Annotated in this window: 12 protein-coding genes; 11 read left to right on the top strand and 1 reads right to left on the bottom strand. The window is 57.1% G+C overall.

Annotated features, from left to right (window positions below; all coding sequences use genetic code 11):
• The 4 genes from dnaA to gyrB are packed head-to-tail and all read left to right on the top strand — an operon-like array spanning position 1 to position 6,013.
• Complete coding sequence (gene dnaA / locus KGP24_RS00005; protein ID WP_010426558.1) at positions 1-1,395, top strand: chromosomal replication initiator protein DnaA; 1,395 nt, start codon at positions 1-3, stop codon at positions 1,393-1,395.
• Positions 1,396-1,399: 4 nt separating this feature from the next.
• Entirely contained in the window at positions 1,400-2,500 is a 1,101-nt protein-coding gene (gene dnaN, locus KGP24_RS00010; RefSeq protein ID WP_008500170.1) for a DNA polymerase III subunit beta, read from the top strand.
• On the top strand, positions 2,500-3,573 hold the full coding sequence (gene recF, locus KGP24_RS00015; protein ID WP_223561933.1) for a DNA replication/repair protein RecF: 1,074 nt from the start codon (positions 2,500-2,502) through the stop codon (positions 3,571-3,573). The genes dnaN and recF overlap by 1 nt, the downstream gene beginning before the upstream one ends.
• Before the next feature lie 28 nt (positions 3,574-3,601).
• Positions 3,602-6,013 (top strand): DNA topoisomerase (ATP-hydrolyzing) subunit B, encoded by a 2,412-nt coding sequence (gene gyrB, locus KGP24_RS00020; RefSeq protein ID WP_223561934.1) that lies wholly within the window; start codon positions 3,602-3,604, stop codon positions 6,011-6,013.
• Between the two features lie 34 nt (positions 6,014-6,047).
• Here the strand turns inward: gyrB and KGP24_RS00025 are convergent, their stop codons facing one another.
• Positions 6,048-6,983 carry a LysR family transcriptional regulator gene (locus KGP24_RS00025; protein WP_223561935.1) on the bottom strand — a complete coding sequence of 312 codons (936 nt, stop codon included), beginning with the start codon at positions 6,981-6,983 and terminating at the stop codon, positions 6,048-6,050.
• A 110-nt stretch (positions 6,984-7,093) separates the two neighbouring features.
• Between KGP24_RS00025 and KGP24_RS00030 the strand changes: the two genes are divergently transcribed.
• The 7 genes from KGP24_RS00030 to KGP24_RS00060 all read left to right on the top strand — a co-directional run bounded on the left by KGP24_RS00030 (position 7,094) and on the right by KGP24_RS00060 (position 14,102).
• Positions 7,094-8,119: an NAD(P)-dependent alcohol dehydrogenase gene (locus tag KGP24_RS00030; RefSeq protein WP_223561936.1), complete on the top strand. Its 1,026-nt coding sequence runs from the start codon at positions 7,094-7,096 to the stop codon at positions 8,117-8,119.
• 115 nt (positions 8,120-8,234) lie between these two features.
• The gene (yidA, locus tag KGP24_RS00035; protein ID WP_223561937.1) at positions 8,235-9,047 is read left to right on the top strand and encodes a sugar-phosphatase; all 813 of its coding nucleotides are present in this window, start codon (positions 8,235-8,237) and stop codon (positions 9,045-9,047) included.
• A 226-nt stretch (positions 9,048-9,273) separates the two neighbouring features.
• Positions 9,274-9,963 carry a D-galactonate utilization transcriptional regulator DgoR gene (dgoR, locus tag KGP24_RS00040; RefSeq protein ID WP_003861109.1) on the top strand — a complete coding sequence of 230 codons (690 nt, stop codon included), beginning with the start codon at positions 9,274-9,276 and terminating at the stop codon, positions 9,961-9,963.
• Positions 9,960-10,838 carry a 2-dehydro-3-deoxygalactonokinase gene (locus KGP24_RS00045; RefSeq protein WP_223561938.1) on the top strand — a complete coding sequence of 293 codons (879 nt, stop codon included), beginning with the start codon at positions 9,960-9,962 and terminating at the stop codon, positions 10,836-10,838. The genes dgoR and KGP24_RS00045 overlap by 4 nt, the downstream gene beginning before the upstream one ends.
• Positions 10,822-11,439: a 2-dehydro-3-deoxy-6-phosphogalactonate aldolase gene (locus tag KGP24_RS00050; protein ID WP_223561939.1), complete on the top strand. Its 618-nt coding sequence runs from the start codon at positions 10,822-10,824 to the stop codon at positions 11,437-11,439. Before KGP24_RS00045 ends, KGP24_RS00050 begins: the two co-directional genes overlap by 17 nt.
• A complete protein-coding gene (gene dgoD / locus KGP24_RS00055; RefSeq protein ID WP_047957400.1) occupies positions 11,436-12,584 on the top strand; it encodes a galactonate dehydratase in 1,149 nt (382 codons plus the stop codon). The genes KGP24_RS00050 and dgoD overlap by 4 nt, the downstream gene beginning before the upstream one ends.
• A 180-nt stretch (positions 12,585-12,764) precedes the next feature.
• Positions 12,765-14,102: an MFS transporter gene (locus KGP24_RS00060; RefSeq protein WP_223561940.1), complete on the top strand. Its 1,338-nt coding sequence runs from the start codon at positions 12,765-12,767 to the stop codon at positions 14,100-14,102.
• Positions 14,103-14,122 lie beyond the last annotated feature (20 nt).

Raw genomic sequence — 14,122 nt, forward strand, 5'->3', positions numbered from 1 at the left:
GTGTCACTTTCGCTTTGGCAGCAGTGTCTTGCCCGATTGCAGGATGAGTTACCAGCCACAGAATTCAGTATGTGGATCCGCCCGTTGCAGGCGGAGCTGAGCGATAACACGCTGGCTTTGTATGCGCCAAACCGTTTTGTGCTCGATTGGGTAAGGGATAAGTACCTTAATAACATCAATGGACTGCTGAACGATTTCTGCGGGTCAGATGCCCCGCAGCTGCGCTTTGAAGTGGGCACAAAGCCGGTCACCCAAACCGTTCGTGAAACCGTGAACGTAGCAGCGCCTGCTCAGGCCGCTCCTGCTCCGGCCCCTCGCGTCGCACCCGCTCGTCAGGGCTGGGATAATGTCCCTGCACCGGCTGAGCCAACCTACCGCTCTAATGTTAACGTGAAACACACGTTCGATAACTTCGTTGAAGGTAAGTCGAACCAGCTGGCGCGCGCGGCTGCTCGTCAGGTTGCTGATAATCCCGGTGGGGCCTACAACCCGCTGTTCCTTTATGGCGGCACGGGCCTGGGTAAAACGCACCTGCTGCATGCGGTGGGCAACGGCATTATGGCGCGCAAGCCTAATGCCAAAGTGGTGTATATGCACTCCGAACGCTTCGTTCAGGACATGGTAAAAGCCCTGCAAAACAATGCGATCGAAGAGTTTAAACGCTACTATCGTTCTGTTGACGCGCTGCTCATCGATGACATCCAGTTCTTTGCCAATAAAGAACGATCGCAGGAAGAGTTTTTCCACACCTTTAATGCCCTGCTGGAAGGCAATCAGCAGATCATTTTGACCTCGGATCGTTACCCAAAAGAGATCAACGGCGTTGAAGATCGTCTGAAATCCCGCTTCGGCTGGGGCCTGACCGTGGCGATCGAGCCACCGGAGCTGGAAACCCGCGTCGCGATCCTGATGAAGAAAGCCGATGAAAACGACATTCGCCTGCCGGGCGAAGTGGCGTTCTTCATTGCCAAGCGTCTGCGCTCCAACGTGCGTGAGCTGGAAGGGGCACTGAACCGCGTTATCGCCAATGCCAACTTCACCGGTCGTGCGATCACCATCGATTTTGTGCGTGAAGCGCTGCGTGATTTGCTGGCATTGCAGGAAAAACTGGTCACTATCGACAATATTCAAAAGACGGTGGCTGAGTACTACAAGATCAAAGTGGCAGATTTACTGTCTAAACGTCGTTCCCGCTCGGTGGCGCGTCCGCGTCAGATGGCGATGGCGCTGGCAAAGGAGTTAACCAACCACAGTCTGCCGGAAATCGGGGATGCGTTTGGTGGCCGTGACCATACGACCGTGCTGCACGCCTGTCGCAAGATTGAGCAGTTACGCGAAGAAAGCCACGACATAAAAGAAGATTTTTCCAATCTAATCAGAACATTATCATCGTGACGCTATGAAATTTACCGTTGAACGTGAACATTTATTAAAACCGCTGCAACAGGTGAGTGGCCCATTAGGTGGCCGCCCAACGCTGCCTATTCTCGGAAACCTGCTGCTTCAGGTCGCGGACGGTACGCTGTCGCTGACCGGTACAGATCTGGAAATGGAAATGATCGCGCGCGTTACGCTGACGCAGCCGCATGACGCGGGCGCGACCACGGTTCCGGCACGTAAATTCTTTGATATCTGCCGTGGGCTGCCGGAAGGCGCTGAAATCGCCGTGCAGCTGGAAGGCGATCGTATGCTGGTGCGATCTGGCCGCAGCCGTTTCTCGCTCTCCACGCTGCCTGCTGCGGACTTCCCTAACCTGGACGACTGGCAGAGCGAAGTTGAATTTACTTTGCCGCAGGCGACGATGAAGCGTCTGATAGAAGCCACGCAGTTCTCCATGGCGCATCAGGACGTTCGTTACTACTTAAACGGCATGCTGTTCGAAACCGAAGGTGAAGAGCTGCGTACCGTAGCCACCGACGGCCACCGTCTGGCGGTCTGTTCTATGCCGATTGGCGATTCACTGCCAAACCACTCGGTGATCGTGCCGCGTAAAGGTGTGATTGAGCTGATGCGTATGCTCGACGGTGGCGACACGCCGCTGCGCGTGCAGATCGGCAGCAACAACATCCGCGCACACGTGGGCGATTTTGTCTTCACGTCTAAGCTGGTTGACGGTCGTTTCCCGGATTATCGCCGCGTATTGCCGAAGAACCCGGATAAAACGCTGGAAGCAGGCTGCGATAGCCTCAAGCAGGCGTTTGCTCGTGCGGCCATTCTCTCTAACGAGAAATTCCGCGGCGTGCGCCTGTACGTGAGTGAAAACCAGATCAAAATCACCGCTAACAACCCGGAGCAGGAAGAGGCAGAAGAGATTCTGGACGTCACCTACGCCGGGGCTGAGATGGAAATCGGCTTCAACGTCAGCTACGTGCTGGATGTGCTCAATGCGCTGAAATGCGAGAACGTGCGCATCCTGCTGACCGACTCCGTTTCGAGCGTACAGATTGAAGATGCCGCATCACAGTCGGCTGCCTATGTTGTCATGCCAATGAGACTGTAATGTCGCTCACCCGTCTGTTGATCCGCGACTTTCGCAACATCGAGAGCGCGGATCTCGCTTTATCCCCTGGCTTTAATTTCCTGGTTGGCGCCAACGGCAGCGGCAAAACCAGCGTGCTGGAAGCCATCTATACGCTCGGCCACGGTCGGGCGTTTCGCAGTTTGCAGATTGGTCGCGTCATTCGCCACGAGCAGGAATCCTTTGTCCTGCACGGGCGTTTGCAGGGGGCTGAGCGGGAAACCGCCATCGGCCTGACAAAAGACAAGCAGGGCGACAGCAAGGTGCGCATCGACGGCACCGACGGCCATAAAGTGGCGGAGCTGGCGCTGCTGATGCCGATGCAGCTGATTACGCCGGAGGGGTTTACTTTACTCAACGGCGGCCCCAAATACAGAAGAGCGTTCCTCGACTGGGGATGCTTTCACAATGAAGCCGGTTTCTTTAACGCCTGGAGCAACCTGAAGCGTCTGCTCAAGCAGCGTAACGCCGCGTTGCGCCAGGTTACCCGTTACGCCCAGCTGCGTCCGTGGGACATGGAGTTAATCCCTCTTGCGGAACAAATCAGCCGCTGGCGTGCCGAATACAGCGTAGGTATCGCCGAAGACATGGCCGACACCTGCAAACAGTTTTTACCTGAATTCTCTCTGACCTTCTCCTTCCAGCGCGGCTGGGAGAAAGAGACGGACTATGCCGAGGTGTTAGAGAGAAGCTTCGAGCGCGACCGCATGTTGACCTACACCGCGCACGGCCCGCACAAGGCGGATTTCCGCATTCGTGCCGACGGTGCTCCGGTGGAAGACACGCTGTCGCGCGGGCAGCTCAAGCTCCTGATGTGTGCGCTGCGCCTGGCGCAGGGAGAGTTCCTCACCCGCGAGAGCGGAAGACGCTGCCTGTACCTGATAGATGATTTTGCCTCGGAACTTGACGACGCGCGGCGCGGGCTGCTTGCCAGCCGCTTAAAAGCCACGCAGTCGCAGGTTTTCGTCAGCGCTATTAGCGCTGAACACGTTATAGACATGTCGGACGAAAATTCGAAGATGTTTACCGTGGAAAAGGGTAAAATAACGGATTAACCCAAGTTGAAATGAGCGAGAAACGTTGATGTCGAATTCTTATGACTCCTCCAGTATCAAAGTCCTGAAAGGGCTGGATGCGGTGCGTAAGCGCCCGGGTATGTATATCGGCGACACGGATGACGGCACCGGTCTGCACCACATGGTATTCGAGGTGGTAGATAACGCTATCGACGAAGCGCTCGCGGGTCACTGTAAAGACATCGTGGTCACCATCCATGCGGACAACTCCGTCTCCGTCACCGATGATGGTCGTGGCATCCCAACCGGTATTCACCCGGAAGAGGGCGTCTCTGCCGCGGAAGTGATCATGACCGTGCTGCACGCAGGCGGTAAGTTTGACGATAACTCCTATAAAGTTTCCGGCGGCCTGCACGGCGTAGGCGTTTCCGTAGTTAACGCCCTGTCGCAGAAGCTGGAGCTGGTTATCCAGCGTGAAGGCAAAATTCACCGTCAGCTCTATACGCACGGCGTGCCGCAGGCACCGCTGGCCGTTACCGGCGACACCGACAAAACCGGTACCATGGTGCGTTTCTGGCCAAGCCATGAAACCTTCACCAACGTCACCGAATTCGAGTACGACATCCTGGCGAAACGCCTGCGTGAACTGTCGTTCCTGAACTCCGGCGTCTCTATTCGCCTGAAAGACAAGCGTGACGGTAAAGAAGACCACTTCCACTACGAAGGCGGTATCAAGGCGTTCGTTGAATATCTGAACAAGAACAAAACGCCAATTCACCCGAATATCTTCTATTTCTCCACCGAAAAAGACGGTATCGGCGTGGAAGTGGCGCTGCAGTGGAACGACGGTTTCCAGGAAAACATCTATTGCTTTACCAACAACATTCCACAGCGTGACGGCGGTACGCACCTTGCAGGCTTCCGTGCGGCGATGACCCGTACCCTGAACGCCTACATGGACAAAGAAGGCTACAGCAAGAAAGCAAAAGTCAGCGCCACCGGTGATGACGCCCGTGAAGGCCTGATTGCCGTTGTCTCCGTGAAGGTGCCGGATCCGAAGTTCTCCTCGCAGACCAAAGACAAGCTGGTCTCTTCCGAGGTGAAATCGGCGGTTGAACAGCAGATGAACGAACTGCTGAGCGAATACCTGCTGGAAAACCCGTCCGACGCGAAAATCGTTGTGGGCAAAATTATTGATGCGGCGCGTGCCCGTGAAGCGGCGCGTAAAGCCCGTGAAATGACCCGTCGTAAAGGCGCGCTGGACTTAGCTGGCCTGCCGGGCAAACTGGCTGACTGCCAGGAACGCGACCCGGCGCTGTCCGAACTGTACCTTGTGGAAGGGGACTCCGCGGGCGGTTCTGCGAAGCAAGGCCGTAACCGTAAGAACCAGGCTATCCTGCCGCTGAAGGGTAAAATCCTCAACGTTGAGAAGGCGCGCTTCGACAAGATGCTCTCTTCTCAGGAAGTGGCGACGCTCATCACCGCGCTGGGCTGCGGCATCGGCCGCGATGAGTACAACCCGGACAAACTGCGCTACCACAGCATCATTATCATGACCGATGCTGACGTCGACGGCTCGCACATCCGTACGCTGCTGTTGACCTTCTTCTATCGTCAGATGCCTGAAATCGTTGAGCGTGGGCACGTCTACATTGCCCAGCCGCCGCTGTACAAAGTGAAGAAAGGCAAGCAGGAACAGTACATTAAAGACGACGAAGCGATGGATCAGTACCAAATCGCGATCGCCCTTGATGGCGCGACCCTGCACGCGAACTCGCACGCCCCTGCACTGGCCGGTGAGCCGCTGGAGCGTCTGGTGTCCGAGTTCAACGCCACGCAGAAAATGATTACGCGTATGGAACGCCGTTATCCAAAAACGCTGCTGAAGGAGCTGGTTTATCAGCCAACCCTGACCGAAGCCGATCTGAGCGACGAGCAGACCGTAACCCGCTGGGTGAACGCCCTGGTGACCGATCTGAACGAGAAAGAGCAGCACGGCAGCATGTGGAAATGCGATATCCAGCAGAACGCCGATAAGCAGTTCGAGCCTATTATTCGCGTGCGTACCCACGGCGTTGACACCGACTACCCGCTGGAGCACGAGTTTGTGACCGGTCCGGAATACCGTCGTATCTGCACGCTCGGCGAGAAGCTGCGCGGTCTGATCGAAGACGATGCGTTCATCGAACGTGGCGAACGTCGTCAGCCGGTAGCCAGCTTCGAGCAGGCGCTGGACTGGCTGGTGAAAGAGTCCCGTCGTGGACTCGCGATCCAGCGCTATAAAGGTCTGGGCGAAATGAACCCGGAGCAGCTGTGGGAAACCACCATGGATCCGGAAAGCCGCCGCATGCTGCGCGTCACCGTTAAGGACGCGATTGCTGCGGACCAGCTGTTCACGACCCTGATGGGCGATGCGGTTGAACCACGTCGTGCCTTCATCGAAGAGAACGCCCTGAAAGCGGCAAATATCGATATTTAATCGTCGTTATACCGCACGATAACTGGCCGCGCTTTTAGCGCGGCTTTTTTATGGGCGCAGGCATATCCAGCGACATCACGGACGGCAAACGGCTCGCCAGCGTATCTATAGCGATTCTTACCCTCAGCGGCAGATGCGGCGTCTGCCGCCAGACCGCATGAACATCGAAATGTACATCCGGTGCCTGCTTTAATAGCGGGACGAGTTTACCCTGGTGAATATCTTTGACGACCATCCAGCAGGGCAGCCATGCAATGCCGTGTCCGGCCAGCGCGGCGTCGCAGATTGCCTGCAAATCATCCATATTGAGCGACGATCGGGGTGTAAAGGTGCGAGATGTTCCTTCGCTATCCATCAGCTGCCATGGTAATACTCTGCCTGCGCGCAGATAGTTAATGGCCGTATGCTGGGGTAAATCATCAACGCTTTGCGGCTGGCCTTTCTTCAGCAGATAATCGGGCGCGGCGCACAGCACCATGCGGTGTTCCCCCAGCCTTTTGGCGACCAGAACGCCGCTGTCCTGAAGCGTGCCGTTACGCACCGCCATATCAAACCCTTCTTCGACGAGATCCACCACGCGGTCGCTGAATAACATTTCCAGCTCAAGCCCGGGGTGTTCCTGCGCCAGCGCTATCAGCAGCGGGGCGACACACTGGCGACCAAACAGCACCGGCATGGCAACGCGCAGGCGGCCGCTGACCTGCTGTTTCCCCGTTTCAAGCAGCGATTCCGCACCCCGAATCTCCTCCAGAGCGCGCAGGCAGCGTTCATAAAAAAGGGCGCCGTTATCGGTCAGACTCTGGCTGCGGGTGGTGCGCTGAAAAAGACGCACCCCAAGCCGCTCCTCGAGGCGAGCGATGCTTTTTCCTACCGCCGAACGTGACAAATGCAGGCGAATCGCGGCTTGCGCGAAACTTCCCGCCTCAACGGCGGCCACAAAAACAGGAATATCCTTCAGCGTATCGGTCATGGATTGTATCTATTCTGGCATCAATAAAGAGAAAACTTATCGCCACTGGCGACGGTTAGTCAACGGTAGACTGTCAGGACTAAAGCTCATCTGATGGCAGGAGAAATAAAATGACAGAGACAATGCAGCGCTGGTCCATGGATGCCCTCGGGCGCGAGAACCTCAAGCTGACTCAGGCACCCGTTCCACAGCCAGGCCCGGGTGAAGTGCGCGTAAGGGTAAATGCCGTTGCGCTTAACTATCGCGATAAAATGGTTGTTGAAGGCACAATGCCGATCCCGCTCTCCTTCCCGTTTACCCCGGCGTCTGACATGGCGGGCGTGGTGGACAGCATTGGTGAAGGCGTTACGCGCTTCAAACCCGGCGCGCGCGTCATCTCAACTTTCTTCCCTGAGTGGATCGACGGTAAGCCGCAGGCGGACGCGCGCAATCTGCCCTATAAAACGTCCGGTGGATACTTCCAGGGCATGCTGGCCGAGTACGTGATTGTGAAGGAAGACGCGCTGGCGGCCTCCCCGGAGACCCTGGATGACGCTGAGGCCAGCACCTTACCCTGCGCAGGGCTTACCGCCTGGTTTGCGCTGGTGGAACGCGGCCAGCTGCGCGCCGGGCAATCGGTGCTGGTACAGGGCACGGGCGGCGTGGCGATATTCGCCCTGCAAATTGCAAAAGCCCACGGCGCGGAGGTATTTGTCATCTCGGGGAGCGATGAGAAGCTGGCGCTCGCCAAAACTCTGGGGGCCAGCCACGGAATCAACCGGCTGAAAGGCGACTGGGCGGAAAATACGCTGGCGCTCACGCAGGATCGCGGCATCGACCATATTATCGAAACCGTCGGTGGAGAGAACCTGAAGCATTCCCTGCGCGCCGTTGCCGTTCACGGACGTATCTCCGTCATTGGCGTGCTGGCCGGGACGGAGATTATGCTCTCTGCTGGCGAACTATTGCTGAAATCACCCGTCATTCAGGGGATTGGCGTGGGGCACCGCCGGGCGCTGGAAGATTTTGTCCGCGCCGTGGATGTGACCGAACTGAAACCTGTGATCGAACATCGCTACCGTTTTAACGAGCTTGAAAAAGCGTTTGAACACCTCGATCGCGGGGCGTTCGGTAAAATCGTTCTCACCCGCGAGTAAGCCTTCGTTCCCCGGAATAAGCGTAAAAGGGGGGATTCTGTTGCGCAATCTAGCTCTATTTTTGTGGGCTTAATCGCGTTAGCATGAGGCAGCACTCATTTATCCCGGGGAACTCATGGCTATCAAACTCATTGCAATCGACATGGACGGCACGCTGCTGCTGCCAGACCACACCATCTCTCCAGCCGTTAAAAACGCGATCGCCGCGGCGCGCGCAAAGGGCGTGAATGTGGTCCTGACCACGGGGCGTCCGTATGCGGGCGTACACAGCTACCTGAAAGAGCTGCACATGGATCAGCCTGGCGACTACTGCATCACCTATAACGGCGCGCTGGTGCAAAAAGCCGCAGATGGCAGTACGGTTGCGCAAACCGCGCTGAGCTACGATGACTACCTGTTCCTGGAAAAACTGTCCCGCGACGTGGGGTCCCACTTCCACGCGCTCGATCGCAATACGCTCTATACCGCCAACCGCGATATCAGCTACTACACGGTACATGAATCCTACGTTGCGACCATTCCGCTGGTGTTCTGTGAAGCGGAGAAAATGGACCCGGCGACCCAGTTCCTGAAAGTGATGATGATCGACGAGCCGGAGATCCTGGATAAAGCGATTGCGCGCATTCCGGCGGAGGTAAAAGAGAAGTACACCGTGCTGAAAAGTGCGCCGTACTTCCTCGAAATCCTCGATAAACGCGTCAATAAAGGCACAGGTGTCAAATCACTGGCCGATGCGCTGGGCATTAAACAGGAAGAGATCATGGCGCTGGGCGACCAGGAAAATGACATCGCGATGATCGAATTCGCCGGTATGGGCGTGGCGATGGATAACGCGATCCCGTCGGTTAAAGAAGTGGCTAATTTTGTTACCAAATCCAACCTCGAAGACGGCGTGGCCTATGCGATCGAGAAGTTTGTGCTGCAGTAACGCCTGTTTGCATTCATCGGCCTCGGTTATCAACCGGGGCTTTTTTTTGCGCTTAATTTATTGAATTGTTCTTTTTGTGATCTGTATTGTAGTACAACATTAATTGATTGTACTACATTAAGGCCACGGCAAAGACGAACGCCCTCACGTTTGTACTGCAAAAGTGAGGTGAAATTCAGCGGTCGCGGTAAAGTAGTGATGGACATTCAGAGCACAAGGACTCTCCATGACTCTCAATAAAACCGATCGCATTGTCATTACGCTGGGCACCCAGATTGTGGGTGGCAAATATGTTCCCGGTTCGCCGCTGCCGGCAGAGGCCGAACTGTGTGAGGAGTTTGAAACCTCGCGCAACATCATCCGGGAAGTATTCCGCTCGCTGATGGCGAAGCGGCTGATTGAAATGAAGCGCTATCGCGGCGCGTTTGTTGCCCCGCGCAACCAGTGGAACTACCTCGATACCGACGTGCTGCAGTGGGTTCTGGAAAACGACTACGACCCGCGGCTTATCGGCGCGATGAGTGAAGTACGAAACCTGGTTGAACCGGCCATCGCCCGCTGGGCGGCGGAACGCGCAACTTCCGGCGATTTGGCCCAGATTGAGTCGGCTTTAAACGACATGATCGCCAATAACCAGAACCGGGAGGCGTTTAACGAGGCAGACATTCGCTATCACGAAGCGGTGCTGCAGTCGGTGCATAACCCAGTATTACAGCAGCTTAGCGTAGCGATCAGCTCGCTACAGCGAGCAGTATTTGAACGTACCTGGATGGGTGATGAGGCCAACATGCCGAAAACGCTCCAGGAACATAAAGCGCTGTTCGATGCGATACGGCATCAGGACGGCGATGCGGCAGAGCAGGCGGCACTTACCATGATTGCCAGCTCGACACGAAGGCTGAAGGAAATCACATGACATCTCGCTACATCGCAATTGACTGGGGATCGACCAATCTGCGCGCCTGGCTGTATCAGGGCGAGCAGTGCCTGGAGAGCAGGCAATCAGAAGCAGGCGTGACGCGCCTGAACGGTAAATCCCCCGAGGCGGTGTTAGCAGAGGTCACACAACGCTGGCGCGACAGCGCCACGCCGGTGGTAATGGCGGGCATGATAGGCAGTAACGTAGGCTGGAAAATCGCCCCTTATCTGCCGGTTCCCGCCCATTTCTCCGCGATTGGCGAGCAGTTAACGTCCGCTGGCGACAATATCTGGATTATTCCTGGCTTGTGCGTTTCTCGCGATGATAACCACAACGTGATGCGCGGCGAAGAGACGCAGCTGCTTGGCGCGCGCGCGCTTTCTCCTTCTTCTGTCTACGTCATGCCCGGAACGCACTGCAAGTGGGTCAAGGCTGACGCTGAGCAAATCCACGATTTTCGCACCGTGATGACCGGCGAGTTGCACCATTTGCTGCTCAACCATTCGCTGGTCGGGGCCGGTTTACCTGAGCAGGAAGCCTCGGCAGAGGCGTTTGCTGCCGGTCTGGCGCGAGGGATCGCTTCTCCTGCCGTTTTGCCGCACCTTTTTGAGGTTCGCGCCTCGCACGTGCTGGGAAATCTCCCGCGCGAGCAGGTCAGCGAGTTTCTCTCTGGCCTGCTGATTGGCGCAGAGGTCGCCAGCATGCGTGACTTCATCGCGCACGAGCAGGCCATCACGATTGTCGCAGGCGCATCGCTAACGTCGCGCTACGAGCAGGCGTTCCGCGCCGTTGGGCGCGATGTTGCAACGCTATCCGGCGACACGGCATTTCAGGCAGGAATAAGGAGCATCGCTCATGCAGTGGCAAACTGATCTTCCCCTTATCGCGATTTTGCGCGGCATCACGCCCGATGAGGCGTTAGCCCACGTCGGCGCGGTTATCGACGCCGGGTTCGACGCGGTGGAAATCCCGCTTAACTCGCCCGAGTGGGAAAAAAGCATTCCGGCCGTGGTGGAGGCCTTCGGCGATAAGGCGCTGATAGGCGCAGGCACCGTGTTACAGCCTGAGCAGGTGGATCGGCTGGCGAAGATGGGCTGCAGGCTTATCGTCACGCCCAATATTCATCCTGAGGTGATCCGCCGCGCCGTGGGTTACGGCATGACCGTCTGCCCGGGCTGCGCCACCGCCACGGAAGCCTTTACTGCTCTTGATGCGGGCGCACAGTCGCTCAAAATCTTCCCGTCATCGGCTTTTGGTCCGGACTACATCAAAGCGCTGAAAGCGGTATTGCCCGCCAGCGTGCCGGTCTTTGCCGTGGGCGGCGTAACGCCAGAAAACCTGGCGCAGTGGATGAGCGCTGGCTGTGTGGGCGCGGGGCTGGGTAGCGATCTTTATCGTGCCGGACAGTCCGTGGAGCGTACCGCACAGCAGGCGGCAGCATTTGTGAAAGCGTATCGAGAGGCAGTGAAATGAAAATAACCAAACTCACCACGTATCGTTTACCCCCGCGCTGGATGTTCCTCAAAATCGAAACCGATGAAGGGGTTGTGGGCTGGGGCGAACCGGTGATTGAAGGGCGTGCGCGCACCGTAGAAGCGGCGGTGCACGAGCTGGGTGAATACCTGATTGGTCAGGATCCAGCGCGCATTAACGACCTTTGGCAGGTGATGTACCGCGCGGGCTTCTACCGCGGGGGGCCGATCCTGATGAGTGCCATCGCCGGTATCGACCAGGCGCTGTGGGATATCAAAGGCAAAGTGCTGAACGCGCCGGTCTGGCAATTGATGGGCGGCCTGGTGCGCGACAAAATCAAAGCCTACAGCTGGGTCGGCGGCGACCGGCCTGCGGAAGTGATTGACGGCATCACGCAGCTGCGCAACATCGGCTTTGACACCTTCAAGCTCAACGGCTGCGAAGAGATGGGGGTGATCGACAACTCGCGCGCGGTAGACCGGGCGGTCAACACCGTGGCGCAAATCCGTGAAGCCTTCGGAAACGAGATCGAATTTGGCCTGGATTTCCACGGCCGCGTCAGCGCGCCGATGGCCAAAGTGTTGATTAAAGAGCTGGAGCCTTATCGTCCGCTGTTTATTGAAGAGCCTGTGCTGGCCGAGCAGGCGGAGTACTACCCGAAACTGGCTGAACAGACCCACATTCCTATCGCGGCAGGTGAACGTATGTTCTCGCGCTTCGAGTTTAAACGCGTGCTCGAAGCGGGCGGCATTGCCATTCTGCAGCCGGACCTTTCTCACGCGGGCGGCATCACCGAATGCTACAAAATTGCCGGGATGGCCGAAGCTTACGATGTGGCGCTGGCGCCGCACTGCCCGCTCGGCCCGATCGCGCTGGCTGCCTGTCTGCACGTCGACTTTGTCTCCCGCAATGCGGTGTTCCAGGAGCAGAGCATGGGGATTCACTATAACAAGGGCGCGGAACTGCTCGATTTTGTGAAAAATAAAGAAGACTTCAGCATGGAAGGCGGTTTCTTTAAACCGTTAACGAAGCCGGGCCTTGGCGTGGAAATTGACGAAGCCAAAGTTATTGAGCTGAGTAAAAATGCGCCGGACTGGCGTAACCCGCTGTGGCGTCATGAGGACGGCAGCGTAGCCGAATGGTAAATGCGCGTCATACTTCGCGCTGGTGATGCGTTGGCTGCGTTTTCTTACCCCGGTCACATACTTTTGTATGCTCCCGGGGATGCGAAAACTTGCCGCCTTCCCCCAGCACGAATTATTTAGCGCATTCCGTTTACGTTTTTAATTAAAAAAACCAAATACACCCTCTGTAAATTACAGGGCATGGTGAGCGGCTTCGCTATGCCCAAAATCTGGAGACAGATTGCGATGGATATTCCAGTTACCGCTACAAAAACCGGGCGTCGCCGCTACCTGACGCTGATTATGATCTTTGTTACCGTGGTCATTTGCTATGTCGACCGCGCCAACCTTGCCGTGGCATCGGCCCATATTCAGGAAGAGTTTGGCATCACCAAAGCGGAAATGGGCTACGTCTTCTCGGCGTTTGCCTGGCTGTATACGCTCTGCCAGATCCCGGGCGGCTGGTTCCTTGACCGCGTGGGTTCTCGTCTGACCTACTTTATCGCCATTTTCGGCTGGTCCGTGGCGACGCTGTTCCAGGGCTTCGCGACCGGGCTGATGTCGCTGATTGGCCTGCGCGCCATCACCGGGGTTTTCGAAGCCCCCGCGTTTCCGACCAACAACCGCATGGTGACCAGCTGGTTCCCGGAACACGAGCGCGCTTCCGCCGTGGGCTTTTACACCTCCGGGCAGTTTGTCGGCCTGGCGTTCCTGACGCCGCTGCTGATCTGGATCCAGGAGCTGCTGAGCTGGCACTGGGTATTCATCGTCACGGGTGGGATTGGCATTATCTGGTCGCTGATCTGGTTCAAGGTTTACCAGCCGCCGCGTCTGACCAAAAGCATCACCAAAGCCGAGCTGGACTACATCCGCGACGGCGGTGGCCTGGTGGACGGTGATGCGCCGGTGAAAAAAGAGGCGCGCCAGCCGCTGACCAAAGCGGACTGGAGGCTGGTCTTCCATCGTAAGCTGGTGGGCGTTTATCTGGGCCAGTTCGCGGTGACCTCCACGCTGTGGTTCTTCCTTACCTGGTTCCCGAACTACCTGACCCAGGAGAAGGGGATCACGGCGTTGAAGGCGGGCTTTATGACCACCGTGCCGTTTCTCGCGGCGTTCTTCGGTGTGCTGCTCTCCGGCTGGCTGGCCGACAGGCTGGTGAAAAAAGGGTACTCGCTGGGCGTGGCGCGTAAAACGCCGATCATCTGCGGCTTGCTGATCTCAACCTGCATCATGGGTGCCAACTACACCAACGATCCGGTGTGGATTATGACCCTGATGGCGGTGGCGTTCTTCGGCAACGGTTTCGCCTCTATCACCTGGTCGCTGGTGTCGTCCCTTGCGCCGATGCGGCTGATTGGCCTGACCGGCGGCGTGTTCAACTTTGTCGGCGGGCTGGGCGGGATCACCGTACCGCTGGTCATCGGCTACCTGGCGCAGGACTACGGCTTCGGCCCGGCGCTGGTCTATATTTCTGCCGTGGCGCTGATCGGGGCACTCTCCTACATCCTGCTGGTGGGGGATGTGAAACGAGTAGGCTAATCCTTGCGGATGTTTTACCC

The sequence above is a fragment of the Enterobacter sp. JBIWA008 genome (assembly GCF_019968765.1).
GTDB lineage: Bacteria > Pseudomonadota > Gammaproteobacteria > Enterobacterales > Enterobacteriaceae > Enterobacter.